This is a genomic window from Goodfellowiella coeruleoviolacea (assembly GCF_024171785.1).
GTDB lineage: Bacteria > Actinomycetota > Actinomycetes > Mycobacteriales > Pseudonocardiaceae > Goodfellowiella > Goodfellowiella coeruleoviolacea.
In genome coordinates, this window is sequence record NZ_JAMTCK010000001.1 from 265,226 (window position 1) to 286,314 (window position 21,089).

Genomic DNA, 21,089 nt, shown 5'->3' on the forward strand with positions numbered 1-21,089 from the left:
GCCGGAGCACTGGCGCCGTGCCGCCCGGCTGGCCGCGCACCCGGCGATCAGCGCGGCGCCGCCCCGTACAGCAGCGTGTCGATCACCAGCGTGGCGAGCGCGTCCGGGTCGGCGTCGGCGGGCGCGCACAGACCCGAGGCGGTGCCGTGCGCGGCTTCCCCGAGCAGCGCCAGGTAGACCCGGCGGAGCCAGGCGGTGTCGGCCTGCGGCGCGAACACCCCGCCCTGGCGCAGGCGCACGAAGATCGCCTCGCACTTGGCCGTGGTGTCGGCCTGCACGGCCCTGGCCCGCTCGCTGAGCGGCACCGGCCGGCTGAGCGCGAACCGCCAGGTCGACTTGATCCGCAGGATGTTCGCGGTGGCCTGGTGCAGCGCGACCAGGGGTGGCGCGGTGTGCGGCCGGGCGGCCTCGATGGCCGCGTCGATCTCCTGCCACGCGGTGGTCTCCATGGCCTCGACGAGCGCCTCGCGGCTGGCGAACCGCCGGTGCACGGTCACCCTGGCCACGCCGGCGGCCTCGGCGATCTGCTCGGTGGTCGCGGTCGGGTTCGCGCTGAGCACCCGCTCGGCCGCGGCCATGATCAGTCTCGCGCTGCGCTCGGCGTCGGCCCGCAGGCGTCCCTTCTCCACCACGGGCAACACGTTACAACTCATTTCAGCTTCACCTACGATCTGATACAAACTGTTTCAGTTGTCGCAGGAACTGAAACAGGCTCGAACAGAAGCAGGAGATGACCATGCGCAGGACCGCTGTGGTGACCGGTGCGTCATCCGGAATCGGCGCGGAGTTCGCCCGCCAGCTCGCCGCCCGCGGCTACGACCTCGTGCTGGTGGCCAGGACGGAGCCGGCCCTGACCGCGCTGGCCGCGGAACTCACCGACGAGCACCAGGTCAGGGCCGAGGTCGTGGTCCAGGACCTGGCCGCACCGGACGCCGCGGCCCGCGTGTCCGACGCGCTCACCGCCCTGGGCGTCACCGTGGACCTGTTGGTCAACAACGCCGGTTTCGGCACGGCCGGCCGGTTCGCCCAGATCGATCCCGGGCAGGAGCACGACGAACTCATGGTGAACGTGGTCACCCTGGTCGACCTCACCCACGTGGTGCTGCCGGGCATGCTCGCCCGCGGCTCCGGCGCGGTGGTCAACATCGGCTCCACCGCGGGCTTCAACATCGGTCCGCACTTCGCCACCTACGCCTCGTCCAAGGCGTTCGTGCTCAACTTCACCCTGGCGCTGTGGAGCGAGCTGCGCGGCACCGGCGTCACCGCGCTCGCGGTCGCCCCCGGCCCGGTGCGCACGGCGTTCTTCGACCGGCTCGGCACCCGCAAGGCCGCCATCGGCGGGCGGATGATCACGCCCGAGCGCCTGGTGGCGGCGGCGCTGCGCGCCCTGGACCGGGACCGGGGCTACGTCGTCCCCGGCGCCAGCAACTTCGCCATGGCACACCTGATGCCACGGCGGCCGCGCAAGCTGGTGGCCCTGCTGGGACGGCGGGTGACCAGCGCCGTGGCGGACGCGCTCACGCCGAGGTGACGCGCGGCGGGTCGGTTGGCACCGCGGGATCGGCACCTTTGCTTCTTCCCCGAACCGCGGTCGGTGCGATCCACTGTTCGGCGAGCACGACAGCAAGGAGGGTACGCACATGGTTGCTGTGCCGCGCCGGCTCGCCGAGGAGCTGGACGCCACCGACCCGCTCGCCGGGTTCCGGGACGAGTTCCTCATCACCGACCCCGGGCTGATCTACCTCGACGGGAACTCGCTCGGCCGGTTGCCCTCGGCGACGCCTGCCTTCCTGGACACCGTGGTGCGGGACGAGTGGGGCACCGGCCTGGTCCGGTCCTGGCACACCTGGATCGACTGGGCGAACCGGCTGGGCGACCGGCTCGCCGAGCACGTGCTCGGCGCCCAGCCCGGTGAGGTCGTGCTGTCCGACTCGACCACGGTCAACCTGTACAAACTGGCCGCGGCGGCGCTGGCCGCGGCGCCCGAGCGGCGCACCGTCGTGGTCGACGCCGAGGACTTCCCCACGGACCGCTACGTGCTGGAGGGCCTTGCCGCCGAGCGCGGGCTGACCGTGCACGCGCTGCGGTCCGACCTCGACACCGGACTGGACCTGGACCAGCTGCGCGCGGCACTGGACGAGGACGTCGCCCTGGTCGTGCTCTCGCACGTGTCCTACCGGTCCGGTGCGCTGCTGGACATGGCCGCGGTGAACGCCGCCGCGCACGAGGTGGGCGCGCTGGTGCTCTGGGATCTGTGCCACTCCGCAGGCGCGGTGCCGGTGCGGCTCACCGACTCCGCCGCGGACCTGGCCGTGGGCTGCACCTACAAGTACCTCAACGGCGGCCCTGGCGCGCCGGCGTTCCTGTACGTCCGCGCGGAGCTGCAGCCGGCGCTGCGCCAGCCGATCTGGGGCTGGTTCGGCCAGCGCGACCAGTTCGAGATGGGCCAGCACTACGACCCGGTCGACCAGGTGGACCGCTTCCTCGTCGGCACCCCGCCCGTGCTGTCCCTCGCCGCGGTCGACCCGGCGCTGGCGCTCGTGGCGCGGGCCGGCCTGCCGCTGATCCGGGAGAAGAGCGAACGCCTCGGCCAACTCGTGATCGACATGGTTCCCGACGACATGCGGCTGGCCTCCCCCGCCGACGTGGGCCGCCGCGGCGGCCACGTGTCCCTGGAACACCCCGACGCCTGGCGCATCTGCCGCGCGCTGGCCGACAGCGGCATCATCTGCGACTACCGGGTGCCCGACCGGCTGCGGATCGGGCCGTCCCCGCTCTACACCCGCTTCGTCGACGTCTGGGACGCCATGGACCGGTTGCGCGACCTCGTGGCGACCAAGGAATACACCCGGCTGCCCAGCGAGCGCCCCCGGGTCACCTGACCGGCATCGGGGTCTCGGGATGCGGCCCGCGGTGCCGAGGCGCATGGTGGGGGCGGGGCCACAGCGGAGTTGTCTCCCCTGGCGGGGTGCGCTGGGGAGATGGTGCTGAGGAGATGTTCCCGTGGACCACAGCAAGCTTTCGGCCTCGATGGCCGCACTGTATTCCCAGTACGAGCGGGACGGGCGCGAGTCGCTCGCGCGACGGGAGGCGAGCGGAGAACTTGCGGGCATCGCAGCGGCCAGCGACCCGGATGCTCCGGTGCGCGTGCACATCACGCTGCGCTGCGCCTCGGACGCGGATTTCAGCGACTTGCCCGAGGGGATCGAGATAACGTCGACGCAGGGCACCGCGCGGTCCGGAACCGTCGAACTGGACAAGCTGGCGGTGCTCACCGACCACCCCGGTGTGCTGGAGATATCCGAAGCCAAACGCCTGCGCCCCCGAATGGACAAGGCACGCGAGGCCACCGCGGTGGCCGTCGCGCACAAGGTCGGCAAGAGCAGCAAGGGCAAGGGAGCGATCATCGGTGTCATCGACAGCGGCATCGACGCGACGCATCCCGATTTCCGCACCCCCGGCGGGGCCCAGCGGATCATCAGCATCTGGGACCAGACGGCAACGGGCAGCGGTGTGCCGGAAGGCAAGTACGGAAAGGAGTACACGAACCCGAAAGAGCTGAGCCAGTCCACCGACACGGGCGGCCACGGCACCCACGTGGCCGGGATCGCGGCAGGACGCGGGGCCAAGTTCCCCGCCTATTCCGGCGTGGCCCCGAAGGCGGAACTGGTCGTCGTCAAGACGAACTGGTTCAACACCGGAGTCGCGGACGGCCTGCGGTACATCGCCAGGGTGGCCCGCGAGAAGAAAAAACCCGTGGTGGCAAACCTGAGTCTGGGCGGACACGACGACGCCCACGACGGCACCGATTTCCTCTCCACGACGGTCGACTCCGTCATCGCCGACGCGCAGCAGAAGACGGACAAGCTCGGCCTGGTGGTCTGCTGCGCCGTCGGCAACGAGGGAACCGGTGAGATCCACGCCCGTGCGCGGCTCAACACGGCGTCGGACCAGCACGAGATCAGGTATTCGTTCAACTTCAACCCGAACGATGCGGACCAGTACCGCATCCTGACCGGCTGGTACCCCGAGGAGAACGAGGTCGAGGTGAAGGTGGTCTACAACAAGAAGGAAACACCGTTCCGCGGCCCGAGCGGGACCGGTTCTCCCGAGGACTACCAGCTCGATGACCTGACCGTGTCGCTCACCCACAAAGGCCCGATCTCGACGAACAAGGCCCACAACTTCCGGATAGAGCTGAGCAAGGACGGCACGGGCGCGCCGAAGCAGCGCGAGTGCACGCTCGTGCTGAAGCCGAAGAAACTGGCCGCGGGTGCCTGCCAGGTGGAGACCTGGGACTGCACCGAGGACGGGACCTTCGAGGAGAAGTACCGGGAACGCCAGATGACGCTGAACTCCCCGGCCTGCGCCACAGCGGCGATCGCCGTGGGCGCCTACACCTCGAAGAAGCAGTGGACCGACATCAAGGGAAAGGTTCACGACAGGGGCTACACCGTTGGTGACTGCGCCAACTTCAGCAGCCAGGGGCCGCGCCGGGACAACGTGGCCAAGCCCGAACTGGTGGCACCGGGGCAGACCATCGCCTCCTGCATGTCGACCACGGCTGGCGCCAGTGACGAGGACCGCGTCACCGAGCACCACGTGGTCAGCGAAGGAACCAGCATGGCGTGCCCGTGCGCCGCGGGCATCGTCGCCCTCGCCCTGGCCGCCGACCCGACGCTCTTCAAAGACGGGTTCCTCAAGCACCTTGCCCACGAGAAGAAGGACAAGGCCAGGGGAAACCCGCAGCTGTGGGGACAGGGGCTCACCTACTGCAGCCCGTGGCACTGGCGGAAGAAGTAGTGCCGTCGCGAAACCGGGGGAAGAGCGAAACCAGCCGAGCAGCCCCACCTCGACCAGGAGCCGACATGAACCAGCCCGACCCGCACCTGGCACAGGTGCGCGACGTTGTCCCGCGCACGCCGCAGGGCTGCGCGGAGTGCCTGCGGCTCGGGTCGGCATGGGTCCACCTCCGCCTGTGCCTGACCTGCGGCCACGTCGGGTGCTGCGACTCCTCGCCGCACAAGCACGCCCGCGAGCACGCCGCCACCGAGGGACACCCGATCGTGCGATCGTTCGAACCGGGCGAGAACTGGCGCTGGTGCTTCGTGGACGAGGCGTTCGTCTGAGCCGGTGCGGCGGCCGAGGGGGCGAGGCGGTCAGCCCCGCCGAGTCCCGGGCACGCACCCCTCGACGACCACGCGTCCGGCATGCTGGACGGCGTGGGCTACGACGTCACCGCGATACGCACGCACTTCCCCGCCCTGGCCGAGGGCGCGGCACACTTCGACGGGCCAGGCGGCTCGCAGGTCCCGGATGTCGTCGGCGCGGCGGTCGCGGCCACGCTGTGCGCCGCGATCGCCAACCGGGGCACGGTCACCGCGGCGGAGCGCCGCGCGGACGGCATCGTGCTCGCGGCCAGGCAGGCCGCGGCCGACCTGCTCGGTGCCCGGCCCGAGGGCATCGTGTTCGGCCGCAGCACGACCCAGCTGACCTACGACTTCTCCCGCGTCCTCGCCAAGGACTGGGTCCCGGGCGACGAGGTCGTCGTCACCCGGCTGGACCACGACGCCAACATCCGCCCGTGGGTGCAGGCGGCCGAGGCGCGCGGGGTGGCGGTGCGCTGGGCCGAGTTCGACGCGGCCACCGGGGAACTGCCGGTGCACGCCGTGGCCGACCTGCTGTCCGACCGGACCCGGCTGGTCGCGGTGACCGCGGCGTCGAACCTGTTGGGCACGCGACCGGACATCCCCGCCATCGCCGCGCGGGCACACCAGGCCGGCGCGCTGTGCTACGTCGACGGGGTGCACCTGACCCCGCACGCCCCGGTGGACCTGACCGAGTTGGGCGCCGACTTCTACGGCTGCTCGCCCTACAAGTTCCTCGGCCCGCACCTCGGGCTGGTCGCGGCCAGGCCCGAGGTGCTGCGCGCGCTGCGGCCGGACAAGCTGGCGCCGTCCCCGGACACCGTGCCGGAGCGGTTCGAACTGGGCACGCTGCCCTACGAACTGCTCGCCGGCACCACCGCCGCCATCGACTTCCTCGCCGACCTGGTGCCCGGCGCGGGCACCCGCCGGCAACGGCTGCTCACCTCACTGGCCGCGCTGGAAGAACACGAGCGGGCGCTGCTCGACCGGCTCGACGCCGGGCTCGCCGGGATCCCGCGCGTCGTCCGGTACGGCTCGCCCACCCGGTTCCGCACGCCCACGGTGCTGTTCTCCGTCGACGGGCTGGCCTCGGCCACGGTGTACCAGCGCCTGGCCGAGCACGGGGTCAACGTCCCGGCCGGCACCTTCTACGCCCTGGAGTGCTCCCGCCGCCTTGGCCTCGGCGACACCGGTGCGCTGCGCGCCGGCATCGCCCCCTACACCACGGCCGAGGAGGTCGACCGCCTGCTCACCGCACTGACCGCGATCGCCGCGACCGCGGCCGAGCCCGCCGCCCGCACCCCCTGACCGGCCCGCCAGCCCCGGCGACCGGAAGAAGGCCACCCGCGGTGCCAGCCGACCAGCGTCCTCAGTGGACGTTGGTCGGCTGGCAGGCGCCTCGGTGTCATCCCTTGCGCACCGGGATCTTCTTCTGCGGTTCCCGCTGGGGTGCCGGAATCCTGATCTCCAGGATGCCGTCCTGGTAGCTGGCGGTGATGTCGTTGCCGGAAACGCCTTCGGGAAGCGGTACGCGTCGACTCAGGTGTCCGTGCCGGAGTTCGTGCCGGACGTAGTTCTTCTCCTCGACGTCCTCCTCGATCCGCCGGTCCGCCTCGATCTGCAGCATGCCCTCGGCCACGCTCACCTCGACGTCCCGCTCGGGGTCCACACCGGGCAGCTCAGCCCGGACGACGATGTTCCCGTTCTCCCGGTACTCGTCAACGCGGATCATCTCGGGCAGCAGGGACTCGGCGGCGGGACGGGCCTGGCGGAACGGGAGGTTCCTGGTCCACTCGTCCAGCATCCGGTCGAAGGTCTCGAAGATGTCCAGTGGCTCGACACGCCCCTGGCCACGCCTGGCCATCTCTGTCATGGTGTGCTCCTCGCCGACGTGTGCACCGTCCGCCTGCTTGCTGAGCAGGCCATGCCGTTCCTCGGATACCCGGTGTCGGTGCGTCCACACGGCCGCTGGCGCCGACCTGACGGGTGGGTGACCGTCGTGTTCGGACAGACCGGAACCTCCCCTGGGTTCCGCCACGGGAAACGGGGTTCCCGAGCCGGTCGGCGCGGTCAGCACCGAGATCGTTGCTGGTGTACGGTGCGGCGCACGACGTGCCGCGTACAAAAATCCCGCGAACTCTTCCCCGTGCCACGCGGCCAACGAGCGCGGGACGGCATCGCAGGCGTGCGGGTGACCAGCGGTGGTCGGTGGACGCCCACCGGCGAGCGGGTGGCCACCGGATCACCCGGGTGCGTCGTGTTCGCCCCGAACACCACGTGCCGAGCCCCTGGGTGACGAGCCACCGCGTCCGCCGGGCAGACCGGTCTTGATCGCCCGCACCGCGTCCAGGTGTGCGCGCAGGAACTCCGCCGCCTGCGCCAGGTCCCCGGACTCCACCAGGTCGAGCAGCTGGAGGTGCTCACGGGCCTGGCTCACCAGGCGGGCGCGGTCGGTGTGGTGGCGGTACTCGATCAGCCGGCGGACGCGGTTGACCCGGCGCACCGAGTCGAGCAGGTAGGCGTTGCCGGCGCAGGACACGAGCATCTCGTGGAAGCCGGAGTTCACCCGGAACAGCTCGTCGCTGGGCAGCAGCGCGATGTCGCCGCGCAGCAGCGCCTCCTGCTGCGCCCGGTGCTCGGCGAAGGCCGCCGCGTCCACGGTGAACCCCGGCTCCAGCAGCGCGGCCGGCTCCACGATCATCCGGAACCGGTAGCTCTGGTCGTGGGCCTCGACGGTCGACAGCAGCCGCTGGAACTCCCAGCCCCGCCCGCGCCGGCGGCGGATCAGGTCCTCGCTCTCCATCCGGGCCAGCACCCGGTTGGCCTGCTGGGTGGTCAACCCGTACCGGCGCGACACCTCGGCGGTGGTGAACTCGCCGGTGAACCGGCCGCTGAGGTAGTCGTCACCGATCTGGAAGTACGCCTGCTCCCTCGGATCAGCCCCGACCGACAGGTCCGCGTGCCTGAGGTCGCGGGCCGGTCGGACCAGGAAGTAGCCGCGGTTGGGCTCCTGCCGCACCAGGCCGAGTTCGGCCAGCAGCGCCAGCGCCCGGCGCACCGGCGACCGCGACACGCCCAGCGAGTCCGCCAGCCACTGCTCGGGCACGTGGGCGCTCTCCGGCAGATCCGCCTGGCGGAGCAGATCCACCACCTGCTTCGCCAACGCCGTCACGGGCATGCGCCACTCCTGTCGAACGGTCTCCACAGGACATCCTAGGTCGCCGGGCACCGCCCGGCGTGGCCCGGCCACGGGCTCGCACCGGCAGCTGACCGTCCCGATAGGACGGTCTGTCCCGCGCCGAGCGCACCCACGGCCACCCGTGCGCCGGTTGGTCGTCGCGGGCTCGACCGGACAGCGGACGGTGACGGCGGGCGTGCCAACCGGGTGGACCGGATCTCGGACGCATTGCTTCTCGCCCCGAGCTGGTTTACCGTTGCCGGGCCATGCGATGGCACCCGGAAGCGGTGAGAATCCGCGCGGACGCGCCACTGTGACTCGCCCCTCGACAGCGGGGTGGGAAGCCAGACCCGGCCCATCGCGACCGTTCCAGAGAGGCCGCGCCAGCCCCAGGAGGTCCCGTCATGATCCAGGCAGCCGCTCCCGCGCTCCCCACCCCGGTTCCCGCCCCGCTCCCACTCCGCGAGATCCTGCCGTGGGCCGTGTTCGTCGGTCTGCTCGCGGTGATCGCGCTGTACTTCGTCAGCACCGAACAGGGCGCGGTCGCGCTGTTCGCCGACAACTACGTGCACGAGTTCACCCACGACGGCCGCCACCTGCTGGCCTTCCCCTGCCACTGAGCGGCCGCGATGAGGACACTGCTGGTCCGAGGCATGCTCGCGGGCCTGGTCGCCGGGGCGGTGGCGGCCCTGTTCGCCTACCTGGTCGGTGAGCCGCCGGTCGAGGCCGCCATCGGGCTGGAACAGGCCGACCCGGCCGCACCCGATCCCCACGGGCACGATCCCGCGGCGCCCGATCCGCGCGGGCACGACACCCACGACCACGCCGAGGAACTGGTGAGCCGCGGCGTGCAGCGCACGCTCGGGCTGCTCACCGCGGTCGGCGGCTACGGTGTGGCCGTCGGCGGCCTGCTCGCGCTGGCCTTCGCCGTGGTGCACGGCCGGGTGGGCAGGCAGCGCCCCCGGGTGACCGCCGTGCTGCTCACCGGTGCGGTGTTCACCAGTGCCGTGCTGGTGCCGTTCCTGAAGTACCCGGCGAACCCGCCCGCGGTCGGCCGGCCCGAGACGATCGGCGACCGGACCGGGCTGTACTTCGGGTTCGTCGCGCTGTCCGTGGTGTTCGCGATCGCCGCCGCCTGGCTGGGCCGCGCCCTGGCCGACCGGCTCGGTGGCTGGACCGGCGGGCTGCTCGGCAGCGCCGGGTACCTCGTGGCGGTGCTGGCGTGCGCCTGGCTGCTGCCGACCGTCAGCGAGGTGCCCGCGGATTTCCCGGCGACCACGCTGTGGAGCTTCCGGGTGGCCTCGCTGGGCACCCAGCTCACCCTGTGGCTGGTGTTGGGACTGGTCTTCGCCACCCTGGCCGACCGCGCCCTCACCGGGTCGGGTGCGCGCGGCCCTGCCCGACCGCACCTGTCCGTCCACTGAGGACGGCTCGGGCGAAGTTCCCGGCCAGTTCCGGGTAACCGGCCCAGTGGACGTGGAGGTAGGAGGCGTGCAGGGTGGCCGAGGCGAAACCCTCGCCTCGGCCGTCCCACCGCCAGGCAGCGGTTTCCCCCTGCGTGGGCACCACCTCGGTGCGGTGGAACTCGTGCCCGGTGACCCGGTGTCCCTCGCCGGCGAGCAGGTTCGCCGACGGCGCGGTCGCGGTGCGGTAGCCGAGCGCGCCGCGCGACGTCATCCGGGCGGTGGCGGCCAGCACCCCGGCCATCGGCCGGCCGTCGAGTTCCCGGCACAGGTAGAGCAGCCCCGCGCACTCCGCGACCACCGGCATGCCCCGCCGGGCCGCGCGGGCCACGTCCGCGCGCAGGTCCCGGTTCGCCGCCAGCTCCTCGGCGTGCACCTCGGGAAACCCGCCGCCGAAGTACAGTCCGGCGCAGCCCTCGGGCAGTGCCTTGTCCCGCAACGGGTCCAGGTCGACCACGTCGAGGCCGCACGCGGTGAGCAGTTCCACGGTCTCGGTGTAGCGGAAGGTGAACGCGGGTCCGGCGGCCACGGCCACCGGCACCGGGTGAGCCGGTGCGGCGCGCCGCTCCGGCTGCCACACCTCGCCGGTCAGCGGCGAGGCCTGACCGGCGAGCCGGACCAGGGCGGCCAGGTCAACGCCGTCCGCGAGCCAGCCGGCCAGGTCCACCAGCAGCCGCCTGGCCCGCTCGGCCCGCTCCCCCACCGGGACCAGCCCCAGGTGCCGGCTTGGCGTGTGCACGATGTCGTTGCGGCGCAAGGCACCCAGCACCGGGACGCCGGTCGGGATGAGCGCCGCGCGGATCTCCTCCTCGTGCCGGGACGAGCCGAGTTTGTTCAGGATCACCCCGGCGAGCCGAACCCCCGGGTCGTAGCGGGCGAAGCCCAGCACGGTCGCGGCGACGCTGCGGCTGGCCGCGCTCGCGTCCACCACCAGCACCACGGGCGCGTCCACCAGCCGGGCCACGTGCGCGGTGGAGGCGAAGCCCTCGGTGCCCAGCGCGCCGTCGAACAGGCCCATCACCCCCTCGATCACCGCGATGTCCGCGCCGGCCGCGCCGTGCAGCAGCAGCGGAACCACGCGGTGCTCGCCCTGCAGGAACGGGTCGAGGTTGCGCGGCGGGCGCGCGGTGGCCAGCGCGTGGTAGCCGGGGTCGATGTAGTCCGGCCCCACCTTGTGGCCGGACACCACCATGCCCCGGTCGCGCAGCGCGGCCATCAGTCCGGCCGCGACCGTGGTCTTGCCGTGGCCGGAGCCGGGAGCGGCGATCACCAGGCGCGGCAGGCGCCGGCTCACCACTCGATCCCCCGCTGGCCCTTCTGCCCGGCGTCCATCGGGTGCTTGACCTTGGTCATCTCCACCACCAGGTCGGCGACCTCGACCAGGGCGGCGGGCGCGTCGCGTCCGGTGATCACGACGTGCTGGCGGCCGGGGCGCTGGCGCAGCGCGGCGACCACCTCGTCGACGTCGATCCAGCCCCAGCGCAGCGGGTAGCTGAACTCGTCGAGCACGTAGAAGTCGTGGCGCTGCTCGGCGAGCCGGCGGCTGATCTCCGCCCAGCCGTCCCGCGCCCTGGCGGCGTGGTCCTGTTCGGTGCCGGCCTTGCGCGCCCAGCTCCAGCCCTCGCCCATCTTGTGCCACTCCACCGGGCCGCCCTGCCCGGTGCGCTCGTGCAGCTCACCCAGGGCGCGGAAGGCGGCCTCCTCGCCCACCCGCCACTTCGCGGACTTGACGAACTGGAACACCCCGATCGACCAGCCCTGGTTCCACGCGCGCAGCGCCATGCCGAACGCGGCCGTGGACTTGCCCTTCATCTCACCGGTGTGCACCGCGAGCACGCCCCGGTTGCGGCGCTGCCGGGTGCTGAGCCCGTCGTCCGGCACGGTGTCCGGCTTCCCCTGCGGCATCAGGCGGCCCTGCCGATCCGCGCCTTCACCGCGCCGGCCAGCCGGTCCGCGGCGATCTCGCCCAGCGGGACGTGTTCGCCGCCCAGCCGGGCGGCCAGCGCCTCGGCCAGTCCCAGGCGCATCCGCCCGGTCTCGCAGTCCATCACCACGGCCGTGATCCCGGTCGCGGCCAGTGCGTCGGCGGCGGCGTGGGCGCGGGCGAGCGGGTCGGTCCCGCTGGTGGCCCGGCCGTCGGTCACCACCACCAGCAGCGGGCGCCGCCTGGGGTCGCGCACCGCCTCCACGCGCAGCACCCGGGCCACCTCCAGCAGCCCCTCGGCCAACGGGGTGCGGCCACCGGTGGGCAGTGCCGCCAGCCGCGCGGCAGCGGCCTCCACGCTGACCGTCGGCGGCAGCGCCAGGTCCGCGCGGTTGGCGCGGAAGGTGACCAGGCCGACCTTGTCGCGCCGCTGGTAGGCGTCCAGCAGCAGGGACAGCACCGCCGCCTTCACCTCCCGCATCCGCGCGTGCGCCCCCATCGACCCGGAGGCGTCCACGCAGAACAGCACGAGGTTGCCCTCGCGCCCTTCCCGCAGGGCGAACCGCAGGTCGTGGCCGCGCAGCAGCAGACCCCGGCCGCGCCGGCCGCGCGCCCGCTGGTGGGGTGCCGCCGCCCGCACGGTCGCGACCAGGTGCGGTCTGCCCTCGCGGACGCCGGCCGGCCGCACACCCACCGTGCGCCCGCTGTCGGTGACCGCCCTTGACCGGCGGCCGTGCGCGCCCTCGCCGACCCCGGCCACCCGGAACATCCTGGCCCGGTAGGGGTTTCCGGCCGCGGTCGTGCGCTGCGCGCGCCCGGTGCCGCCCCCGCCGGACGGCGCCGACTCGGCGGGCTGGTCGGCCGTCCCGTCGCCGGCCTGGCCGTTGCGCCCGGGCGGGTCAGGGTGGGTTCCCGACCCACCGCCAGGTGGACCGGAGCCGGGATCGGGGTCGGGATCGGGTTCGTCGTCCGGGTCGTTCGCCGCGCCGCTGTCGCGCAGGGCCTGGTCCAGCCGCTGCTCGTCCAGCCCCGGCGCGTCAAAGGGATTGCGGCGGCGCCGGTGCGGCAGGGCCAGCCGGGCGGCCGCCCGGACATCCACTGTGGACACTTCGGTGCGGCCGTCCCAGGCGGCGTGCGCCACGGCCGCGCGGGCCGTGACGATGTCCGCGCGCATCCCGTCGACCTCGAAGGACGCGCACACCTCGGCGATCTGGCGCAGCACGTCGTCGCCCACCCGCACCGAGGGCAGCAGGGCCCTGGCCGCCTGGATCCGCTCGGCCAGCGCGGCGTCGGACTCGGCGAAGCCGGCGGCGAAGGCGTCGGGGTCGGCCTCGTAGGCCAGGCGGCGGCGCAGCACCTCGACCCGCTCAGCCGGGTCGCGGCTGGCCGCGACCTCGACGGTGAGCCCGAACCGGTCGAGCAGCTGCGGCCGCAGTTCGCCCTCCTCCGGGTTCATCGTGCCGATCAGCACGAACCGCGCCGCGTGCGACACGGACACGCCCTCCCGCTCCACGGTGGCGCGGCCCATGGCGGCGGCGTCCAGCAGGGTGTCCACGATGTGGTCGTGCAGCAGGTTGACCTCGTCCACGTACAGCAGCCCCCGGTGCGCCGAGGCGAGCAGCCCCGGCTGGTAGTCGCTGACGCCGTCGGCCAGTGCGCGTTCCAGGTCGAGCGAGCCGACCACCCGGTCCTCGGCCACGCCCACCGGCAGTTCCACCAGCCGCGTCGGCCGGCGCACACCCGGGGTGGCCGGGTCGTGCGGGCCGTCCGGGCAGTCGGGGTCGGGCGCGTCGGGCGCGCAGGAGAACCGGCACCGCGCCACCACGTCCACCGGGGGCAGCAGCCCGGCCAGCGCGCGCACCATGGTGGACTTCGCGGTGCCCTTCTCCCCGCGCACCAGCACGCCGCCGATCGCGGGGGAGATTACCGACAACACCAGGGCCAGCCGCAGCTCCGGCATTCCGACGACAGCGGTGAACGGGTACGGCCGCATGCGACTCCTCTGGCTTCGAGCGGGTGTCCACGCCCGCTGGTGGTTGCCGCGCGCCCCGGGGCACGCAACGGCCGCCCAAGCTCTGGCTCCCGGTCCGATGACCGGTCACAGTGGCGGGACCGCCCCGGATTCGCACCGGGTTCCTGCGCCGACCGTCGCCTCGATCATCGCACACGACTGGGTTACCGTCTCCCCCCGTGACGATCGTCGTGGTGGGGGTGGGCGCGGACGGCTGGGCCGGTCTGGCCGAGCCGGCCAGGGCCGCTCTCGCCGGGTGCGACGTGCTGTTCGGCGGGCGGCGCCACCTCGACCTGGTTCCGCTCGACGTCGACAAGGTGGCGTGGCCGAGCCCGCTGCTGCCCGCGCTGGACGAGCTGTTCGCCGCACACGACGGCCGGCGGATCGGTGTGCTGGCCAGCGGTGACCCGCTGCTGTCCGGCATCGGCACCACCCTGGTGCACCGCTACGGCGTCGACCGGGTGCGGGTGCTGCCCGGGGTGTCCTCGGTGGCGCTGGCCCGGGCCCGGCTCGGCTGGTCGGCCGAGACCACCGAGGTGGTCAGCGTGGTCGGGCGCAGCGTGCACCGGATCAGCCGGGTGCTGGCGCCGGGCGCGCGCGTGCTGGTGCTCGGCGCGGACGCGGACAGCCCGGCGGCGGTGGCCGCGCTGCTCACCGCGCGCGGTTACGGGCAGAGCCGGCTGACCGTGCTCGAACAGCTGGCCGGCCCGGCCGAACGCCGCGTGGCCGGACTGGCCCACGCCTGGTCGCACCCGCCGGGCGACCCGCTCGCCGTCATCGCGGTGGAGTGCGTCGGCTCTCCCGCGCTGCCCACCCTGCCGGGGCTGCCCGACGACGTGTTCGAGCACGACGGCCAGCTCACCAGGCGCGAGCTGCGGGCCGCCGCGCTCGCCCGCCTGGCGCCGCTGCCCGGTCAGCTGCTGTGGGACGTCGGCGCGGGCGCCGGCAGCGTGGCGATCGAGTGGTCGCGGGCCCACCCGGCCAACCGGGCGGTCGCCGTGGAACGGGATGCCACCCGGGCCGGGCGGATCAGCCGCAACGCCGACCGCCTCGGCGTGCCCGAACTGCGGGTGGTGACCGGTGACGCGCCAGCGGCGCTGGCCGGGCTGCCCGAGCCGCACGCGGTGTTCGTCGGCGGCGGGACCACCGCCCCCGGGCTGCTGGACACCTGTTGGGCCGCGCTGGCGCCGGGCGGCCGGCTGGTGGCGCACGCGGTGACCCTGGAGTCCGAACAGGCCCTGGCACTGGCCCACCGGGACCGCGGCGGCGAGCTGATCCGGATCGCCGTCGAGCACGCCGCGCCGCTCGGCCGGTTCACCGGCTGGACGCCGGCGCGCACCGTGACACAGTGGAGCGTGAGCAAATGACAGTGCACTTCATCGGCGCGGGCCCGGGTGCCGCGGACCTGATCACCGTGCGCGGGCGCGACCTGCTCGCCCGCTGCCAGGTCTGCCTGTACCCCGGCAGCCTCACCCCGCCCGACCTGCTCGCGCACTGCCCGCCGGGCGCGCGGCTGGTGGACACGGCCGGGCTGACCCTCGACGAGATCACCGCCGAACTCGTCAGCGCCCACCGCGCCGGCCACGACGTGGCCCGGCTGTGCTCGGGCGACCCGTCGATCTACAGCGCCGTGGCCGAGCAGGCGCGCCGGCTGGACGCGGCCGGCGTGCCGCACCGGATCGTGCCGGGCGTGCCGGCGTTCGCCGCCGCCGCCGCGGAGCTGGGCCGGGAGCTGACCGTGCCCACGGTCGGGCAGAGCCTGGTGCTGACCCGGGTCCAGGCCCGGTCCACGGCCATGCCGCCCGGCGAGGACCTGGCCACCTTCGGCGCCAGCGGGGCCACCCTGGCACTGCACCTGGCGGTCAACCGGATCGAGGCGGTGGTCGCCGACCTGCTGCCGCACTACGGCCCGGACTGCCCGGTGGCCGTGGTCGCCCGGGCCAGCCAGCCCGAGCAGCGGATCCTGCGCGGCACCCTGGCCGACATCGCCGAGCAGGTGCGGGCCGCCGGCATCACCCGCGCCGCCATGATCTTCGTGGGCCGGGTGCTGGCCGCCGACGCCTTCCCGGACAGCTACCTGTACTCCCCCGGCCGGGAGCGCCACCCGTAGCGCGGGAGCCAGAGTGTCCACTGTGGACCGACCGTGGCCGGCCGGGCGCGCGGCGGGCGGCGGCCGGTCAGGGTTCGCCGGTGGCCGGTTCGGCCCGGCCGACCACGGTGCCGGCCCGGTCGACGACGAGCACGTCCACCGCGACCGGGGCGTCCCCGAGCACCGCCAGCGCGGTGCGCCGGGCGCGGGCCGCGACCAGGTCGCCGATGGGCAGGCCGGCGGCCTGGGACAGCTGGAGGGCGTGCAGCGCGGTGTTGGCGCCGCGGATCGGCCCGGCCAGCTCCGGGTGGCCGGCGTCCTCGGCCAGGCCGGCCAGCAGGCCCAGGTCCACCTGGGAGCGCTTGGAGTGCAGGTCCAGGTGTCCCGCGGCCAGCTTGGTGAACTTGGCGAACCCGCCGGCCAGCGACAGCCGGGGCACCGGGTGGCGCCGCAGGTACTTCAGCACCGCGCCGACGAAGTCGCCCATGTCCAGCAGGGCGCTCTCCGGCAGGCCGTGCAGCCGCGCGACCACCCGCTCGGAGGTGCTGCCGGTCGCGCCGGCCACGTGGGTGTGGCCGACGGCGCGCGCCACGTCCACCCCGCGCCGGATGCTGTCGATCCACGCCGAGCACGAGTACGGCACCACCACGCCCGTGGTGCCCAGCACGGACAGGCCGCCGACAATGCCCAGCCTCGGGTTCCAGGTGTGCCTGGCCATCTCCTCGCCGCCCGGGATGGCGATCTCCACGACCACGTCGCCGGTGCCGCCGTGCGCGGCGGCCACCCGCCGCACCGCCTCGGTCATCAGCTGGCGCGGCACCGGGTTGATCGCGGGTTCGCCCACGGCCAGCGGCAGGCCCGGCCGGGTCACCGTGCCCACGCCCGCGCCGGCCCGGAACACCACCCCGCTGCCCGGTTCCCCCGGCGACACCGTGGCCAGCACCAGCGCCCCGTGCGTCACGTCCGGGTCGTCCCCGGCGTCCTTGACCACGCCCGCGGTCGCCGCCGCGCCGGTCAGCCGCTCCCGCGCCAGCGCGAAGCTCGGCCGCCGGCCGTGCGGCAGCAGCACCTCGACCGGGTCGGGGAACTCGCCGGTGAGCAGCGCGGTGTAGGCGGCCGTGGTCGCGGCGGTGGCGCAGGCCCCGGTGGTCCACCCGTAGCGCAGCTGCTCACCCATGGACAGGGAGTATGGCCGGTATGAGCGTGGTGCTGGTGCTGGGCGGCACCGGGGAGGCCCGAAAGCTGGCCGAGGAGCTGGTCGGGCGCGGGGTGCGCGTGGTGTCCTCGCTGGCCGGTCGGGTCTCCCGGCCTCGGCTGCCCGTGGGCGAGGTGCGCGTGGGCGGCTTCGGCGGCCCCGAGGGGCTGGCCCGCTGGTTGACCGAGCACGCGGTGGCCGCGGTGGTGGACGCCACCCACCCGTTCGCCGAGCGCATCAGCGCCGCCGCCGTGGCCGGCGCCCGGCTGGCCGGGGTGCCGCTGCTGCGGGTGCAGCGACCGGGCTGGCAGCCGGGGCCGGGCGACCGCTGGCACTGGGTGGACTCCCTGGAGCAGGCCGCGGACGCGGTCGGCGCGCTGGGCCGGCGGGTGTTCCTCACCAGCGGCCGGCAGGGGCTGGCCGCGTTCGCCCGGCGCACCGACCTGTGGTTCCTGGCCCGGTGCGTGGACCCGCCCGAGCCGCCACCGCCGCCGCACATCGAGGTCCTGCTCGACCGGGGGCCCTACCACCTCGCCGGGGAGACCGCGCTGCTGCGCGGCCACCGCATCGACGTGCTGGTCACCAAGGACAGCGGTGGTGCGATGACCGAGGCGAAGCTGGTGGCCGCGCGCGAGCTGGGCGTGCCCGTGGTCGTGGTGCGCCGGCCGCCCCGGCCGCCGGCGCCGACCGTGGCGGAGGTGGCCGCCGCGGTCGCGTGGGTGGTCGCGGTGGTGCCGCCGTGACGGTCAGTACCGCCGCGGCGTCCAGACCACGCCGTTGTCCACCCGGGTGCGCGAGGAACCCACGATCAGCAGGCAACGCATGTCCACTGTGGACGGATCGAGGTCGCCGAGGGTGGTGACCCGAACCGACTCCGCCGGCCCGCCGACATCGCGGGCCACCACCACCGGGGTCAGCGGGTCGCGGTGGCGCAGCAGCACGTCCCTGGCCCTGGCCAGTTGGGTGGTGCGGCTGCGGGAGGCCGGGTTGTACAGGGCCAGCACCAGATCGGCCGCGCCGGCGGCGGCCAGCCGGCGTTCGATGACCTCCCACGGTTTGAGCCGGTCGGACAGGGACAGCACGCAGTAGTCGTGGCCCAGTGGCGCGCCCACCCGGGCCGCCGCCGCCTGCGCCGCGGTGACGCCGGGCAGCACCCGCACCGGCACCTCGGCACCGTCCAGCGCCGCCTGTTCCAGCACGGCGGCGGCCATCGCGAACACCCCGGGATCACCCGAGGACACCACCGCGACCCGCGCGCCGGCCCTGGCCAGCTCCAGCGCGGTGGCCGCCCGCTCTGCCTCCACCCGGTTGCCCGAGGCGTGCCGCACCTGCCCGGCCCGCTGCGGCACCCGCGCCAGGTAGGGCCCGTACCCGACCAGGTGCTCGGCCTCGGCCAGGGCCTGCGCCGCCTCCGGCGTCGTCCACTGTGGACCGGCTGGGCCGAGGCCGACCACCACGACCTCCCCCACGCCCGGAGCCGGTGCCCCGGACGGCTGCTGGTCGGCCGCCCCGGCGGCCCGGGCGGCGTGGCCGGGGCTGGGCAGCAGCGCGAGCGAGAAGTACGGCACCGACTCGGGATCGACCTCGGCGAACGGCGCCACCCGCTGGGCCGGCCAGGTGGCGCGCTCGACGTACCAGGCCTCGTCCAGCCTGCCGGCCTCCGCCAGCGCGGTGCGCACCGAACCGAAGGTGCGGCCCAGCTTCATCACCACGGCCGCGTCGGTGTCCGCGAGCCGCCTGGCCAGTTCCGGCGCGGGCAGCGTGCCGGGCAGCACGGTCAGCACCTCGTCGCGCTGCACCAGGGGACGGCCCAGCACGGCCGAGGCCGCGCCCACCGAACTCACCCCGGGCACGGCCTCGGCCGGGTAGCGGCCGGCCAGCCGCTCGTGCATGTACATGTAGGAGCCGTAGAAGAACGGGTCGCCCTCGCAGAGCAGCACCACGTCCCGCCCGGCGTCCAGGTGCTCGGCCAGCCGCTTGGCGCTGGCCTCGTAGAACTCGGCGATCGCGCCCTCGTAGCCGCCGGGGTGGTCGGTGGTCTCGGTGGTGACCGGGTAGACCAGCGCCTCCTCGATCTGGCCGGGCCGCAGGTAGGGCTCGGCCACCGACCGGGCGATGCTGCGGCCGTGCCGGGCACTGTGGTAGGCGATCACCTCGGCCGCGCCGATCAGCCGCGCCGCCTTGACCGTGACCAGTTCGGGGTCGCCCGGCCCCAGGCCGACCCCCCAGAGCTTGCCGGTGCTCATTCGACCTCACTCGCCAGCGCGTTCACCGCGGCGACCGCCATGGCGCTGCCGCCCCGGCGGCCGCGCACCACCAGGTAGGGCGCTGGTGCGCGCCCGATCAGTTCCACTTTGGACTCCACGGCGCCGACGAACCCCACCGGCACCCCGATGATCGCCGCCGGCGGCCGCGCGCCCGCCGCCAGCAGCTCCAGCAGGCGGAACAGCGCGGTGGGCGCGTTGCCGATGGCCACCACCGCGCCGGCCAGCCGGTCGGCCCACAGGTCCACCGCGGCCGCGGACCGGGTGGTGCCCAGCCGCTGGGCCAGCCCGGGCACGCGCGGGTCGGACAGCGTGCACAGCACCTCGTTGGCCGCTGGCAGGCGGCGGCGGGTGATGCCGCTGGCGATCATCTGCGCGTCGCAGAGCACCGGGGCCCCGCCGGCGAGCGCGGTCCGGGCGGCCTCGACCAGGTCCGGCGTGTAGGCGAGGTCGGCGACGAGGTCGACCATGCCGCAGGAGTGGATCATCCGCACCGCGACCGGCTCCAGGTCCGCCGGCAGGGCCGCCAGGTCTGCCTCCGCGCGGATCGTGGCGAACGAGCGGCGGTAGATCTCCGCCCCGTCCCGGATGTGGTCGATCACGGTTCTCCCTTCGGGGTCAGCGACGCCGCGAGCGCGGCCACGCCCACCAGGGCGGTGCCGTCGACGAGATAGCCCCCGTCCTGGGCGAGCACGTCGTGGTGGGGCCGGCGGGGCGCGCCGCAGCGCCGCGCACAGCCGGCGAAGTGGACGTGCTCGCCCTCGGGCAGCCGCGCGAGCACCTGCCTGGCGTGGGCGCGCACGTCCGCCCGCGCCTTGGCGCAGCCCGGCCGGCCGATGCAGGCGCTCACCCGCAGGCCGGGTGCGGCCGGGTCGGTGAGCAGGCCGGCGGCGGCCAGCCGGTGCTCGGCCCCGGCGGCGACACCGGGCAGCACCACCGACCGCCACGGGGTGACCACCACCTCGGCCGACAGCTCGGCGAGCAGGCGCACCTGGTCGGCGGCGAACTGGCCGAACAGCGGTGCCACGCACCAGCCGAGGCCACCGTCGTCGCGGTGGACCGGCCCGACCGGCGTGGCCAGGCCGGCCGGCAGCGGCGGCAGCTCGGTCGGCGGCAGCTCGGTCGGTGGCAGCTCGGCGGCCAGCGCGGCCGGGTCGGGCAGTTCCCGGACCCGCCACGCGCTGCCCCGCACCGCGCGGAACGCGGTGGCGACCCGCACCAGCGCGGCGACCGCCGCCCGCAGCGGCACCCGCCACCCGGTGTCGGCGCCGGCCAGCAGCAGCACGCCGGTGTGCGCGTCAACGGCCCGCCAGCACACGTCCGCATCCTCGCCGCTGACGTCGCCGCGCCCGTCGTCGAGCGCGAACAGGAACCGGCCGGGCAGCTCGGCCAGTTCCGGGCGGGCGCACAGCGCGGCGTCCAACCGGTCGACCACACCGCGCACGTCCACCAGCCCGCCGGTGATGCCGGACAGCGGCGAGGCCAGGATGTTGCGCACCCGCTCGTGGTTGGGCGCGGGCAGCAGGCCGGCGGCGACCAGCCGGGCCACCAGCTCGTCGGTGTCCTCGGCCAGCCCGCGCAGCTGCACGTTGCCCCGGGACGTCAGGTGCACCGCGCCGTCCCCGAGTTCCTCGGCGCAGTCCGCGAGCACGCGCAGCGCCGCCGCGCCCACCCGGCCGCCGGGCAGTCGGATCCGGGCCAGCGCCCCGTCGGCGGCCGCGTGGGCGGCCACCACCCCGGGGCACGCGTCAGCACGTGCGCGGATGACCATGACCATCACTGTAAACGCCCGTCGCCGGCGGACCAGTCCCCGCGGCG

At 74.5% G+C, this 21,089-nt stretch carries 20 protein-coding genes and 1 riboswitch; of the genes, 10 read left to right on the top strand and 10 right to left on the bottom strand.

Going from position 1 to position 21,089, the window contains the following annotated elements:
* Positions 1 to 47: 47 nt before the first annotated feature.
* Positions 48 to 653, bottom strand: coding sequence for a TetR/AcrR family transcriptional regulator (locus tag LX83_RS00980; protein WP_253765905.1), 606 nt, complete (start codon positions 651 to 653; stop codon positions 48 to 50).
* Between the two features lie 83 nt (positions 654 to 736).
* Here LX83_RS00980 and LX83_RS00985 point away from each other — a divergent pair, with 83 nt between their 5' ends.
* The 5 genes from LX83_RS00985 (at position 737) to LX83_RS01005 (ending at position 6,455) form a co-directional block, all read left to right on the top strand.
* Positions 737 to 1,531 (top strand): SDR family NAD(P)-dependent oxidoreductase, encoded by a 795-nt coding sequence (locus tag LX83_RS00985; protein WP_253765908.1) that lies wholly within the window; start codon positions 737 to 739, stop codon positions 1,529 to 1,531.
* Positions 1,532 to 1,640: 109 nt separating this feature from the next.
* Complete coding sequence (gene kynU, locus LX83_RS00990; protein WP_253765910.1) at positions 1,641 to 2,882, top strand: kynureninase; 1,242 nt, start codon at positions 1,641 to 1,643, stop codon at positions 2,880 to 2,882.
* Positions 2,883 to 3,003: 121 nt separating this feature from the next.
* Positions 3,004 to 4,803: a S8 family serine peptidase gene (locus LX83_RS00995; RefSeq protein WP_253765912.1), complete on the top strand. Its 1,800-nt coding sequence runs from the start codon at positions 3,004 to 3,006 to the stop codon at positions 4,801 to 4,803.
* Positions 4,804 to 4,868: 65 nt separating this feature from the next.
* Positions 4,869 to 5,129 (top strand): ubiquitin carboxyl-terminal hydrolase 14, encoded by a 261-nt coding sequence (locus LX83_RS01000; RefSeq protein ID WP_253765914.1) that lies wholly within the window; start codon positions 4,869 to 4,871, stop codon positions 5,127 to 5,129.
* 81 nt (positions 5,130 to 5,210) lie between these two features.
* Positions 5,211 to 6,455, top strand: a complete 1,245-nt coding sequence (locus LX83_RS01005; protein WP_253765916.1) for a cysteine desulfurase-like protein — start codon at positions 5,211 to 5,213, stop codon at positions 6,453 to 6,455.
* Between the two features lie 97 nt (positions 6,456 to 6,552).
* Here the strand turns inward: LX83_RS01005 and LX83_RS01010 are convergent, their stop codons facing one another.
* Positions 6,553 to 7,020, bottom strand: a complete 468-nt coding sequence (locus tag LX83_RS01010; protein WP_253765918.1) for an Hsp20/alpha crystallin family protein — start codon at positions 7,018 to 7,020, stop codon at positions 6,553 to 6,555.
* 369 nt (positions 7,021 to 7,389) lie between these two features.
* Complete coding sequence (locus LX83_RS01015) at positions 7,390 to 8,325, bottom strand: GntR family transcriptional regulator (RefSeq protein ID WP_253765919.1); 936 nt, start codon at positions 8,323 to 8,325, stop codon at positions 7,390 to 7,392.
* A 404-nt stretch (positions 8,326 to 8,729) separates the two neighbouring features.
* Between LX83_RS01015 and LX83_RS01020 the strand changes: the two genes are divergently transcribed.
* Together LX83_RS01020 and LX83_RS01025 are read left to right on the top strand one after the other, a co-directional pair.
* On the top strand, positions 8,730 to 8,945 hold the full coding sequence (locus LX83_RS01020) for a CbtB domain-containing protein (RefSeq protein WP_253765921.1): 216 nt from the start codon (positions 8,730 to 8,732) through the stop codon (positions 8,943 to 8,945).
* 9 nt (positions 8,946 to 8,954) lie between these two features.
* A complete protein-coding gene (locus LX83_RS01025) occupies positions 8,955 to 9,749 on the top strand; it encodes a CbtA family protein (RefSeq protein WP_253765923.1) in 795 nt (264 codons plus the stop codon).
* On the opposite strand, the gene LX83_RS01030 is transcribed toward LX83_RS01025, so the two are convergent.
* From LX83_RS01030 to LX83_RS01040, 3 genes are read right to left on the bottom strand one after another with little or no spacing between them, the layout of a single operon-like run.
* Positions 9,697 to 11,061 (bottom strand): cobyrinate a,c-diamide synthase, encoded by a 1,365-nt coding sequence (locus LX83_RS01030; RefSeq protein ID WP_253766945.1) that lies wholly within the window; start codon positions 11,059 to 11,061, stop codon positions 9,697 to 9,699. The genes LX83_RS01025 and LX83_RS01030 overlap by 53 nt on opposite strands.
* 17 nt (positions 11,062 to 11,078) lie before the next feature.
* Complete coding sequence (cobO, locus tag LX83_RS01035; protein WP_253765925.1) at positions 11,079 to 11,693, bottom strand: cob(I)yrinic acid a,c-diamide adenosyltransferase; 615 nt, start codon at positions 11,691 to 11,693, stop codon at positions 11,079 to 11,081.
* Positions 11,693 to 13,705 carry a putative cobaltochelatase gene (locus LX83_RS01040; protein ID WP_253765927.1) on the bottom strand — a complete coding sequence of 671 codons (2,013 nt, stop codon included), beginning with the start codon at positions 13,703 to 13,705 and terminating at the stop codon, positions 11,693 to 11,695. The genes cobO and LX83_RS01040 overlap by 1 nt, the downstream gene beginning before the upstream one ends.
* A gap of 56 nt (positions 13,706 to 13,761) precedes the next feature.
* A riboswitch (cobalamin riboswitch) is annotated at positions 13,762 to 13,873 on the bottom strand.
* A 29-nt stretch (positions 13,874 to 13,902) separates the two neighbouring features.
* Here LX83_RS01040 and cbiE point away from each other — a divergent pair.
* The gene (cbiE, locus tag LX83_RS01045; protein WP_253765929.1) at positions 13,903 to 15,090 is read left to right on the top strand and encodes a precorrin-6y C5,15-methyltransferase (decarboxylating) subunit CbiE; all 1,188 of its coding nucleotides are present in this window, start codon (positions 13,903 to 13,905) and stop codon (positions 15,088 to 15,090) included.
* The gene (gene cobM / locus LX83_RS01050; protein WP_253765931.1) at positions 15,087 to 15,833 is read left to right on the top strand and encodes a precorrin-4 C(11)-methyltransferase; all 747 of its coding nucleotides are present in this window, start codon (positions 15,087 to 15,089) and stop codon (positions 15,831 to 15,833) included. The genes cbiE and cobM overlap by 4 nt, the downstream gene beginning before the upstream one ends.
* 67 nt (positions 15,834 to 15,900) lie before the next feature.
* Here the strand turns inward: cobM and LX83_RS01055 are convergent, their stop codons facing one another.
* Complete coding sequence (locus LX83_RS01055; protein ID WP_253765933.1) at positions 15,901 to 16,989, bottom strand: cobalt-precorrin-5B (C(1))-methyltransferase; 1,089 nt, start codon at positions 16,987 to 16,989, stop codon at positions 15,901 to 15,903.
* 20 nt (positions 16,990 to 17,009) lie between these two features.
* Between LX83_RS01055 and LX83_RS01060 the strand changes: the two genes are divergently transcribed.
* A complete protein-coding gene (locus LX83_RS01060; RefSeq protein ID WP_407649453.1) occupies positions 17,010 to 17,750 on the top strand; it encodes a cobalt-precorrin-6A reductase in 741 nt (246 codons plus the stop codon).
* 3 nt (positions 17,751 to 17,753) lie between these two features.
* Here the strand turns inward: LX83_RS01060 and LX83_RS01065 are convergent, their stop codons facing one another.
* The 3 genes from LX83_RS01065 to cobG are packed head-to-tail and all read right to left on the bottom strand — an operon-like array spanning position 17,754 to position 21,048.
* On the bottom strand, positions 17,754 to 19,253 hold the full coding sequence (locus LX83_RS01065) for a precorrin-2 C(20)-methyltransferase (RefSeq protein WP_253765936.1): 1,500 nt from the start codon (positions 19,251 to 19,253) through the stop codon (positions 17,754 to 17,756).
* On the bottom strand, positions 19,250 to 19,873 hold the full coding sequence (locus LX83_RS01070) for a precorrin-8X methylmutase (RefSeq protein WP_253765939.1): 624 nt from the start codon (positions 19,871 to 19,873) through the stop codon (positions 19,250 to 19,252). Before LX83_RS01070 ends, LX83_RS01065 begins: the two co-directional genes overlap by 4 nt.
* On the bottom strand, positions 19,870 to 21,048 hold the full coding sequence (cobG, locus tag LX83_RS01075; RefSeq protein WP_407649454.1) for a precorrin-3B synthase: 1,179 nt from the start codon (positions 21,046 to 21,048) through the stop codon (positions 19,870 to 19,872). The genes LX83_RS01070 and cobG overlap by 4 nt, the downstream gene beginning before the upstream one ends.
* Positions 21,049 to 21,089: the final 41 nt, after the last annotated feature.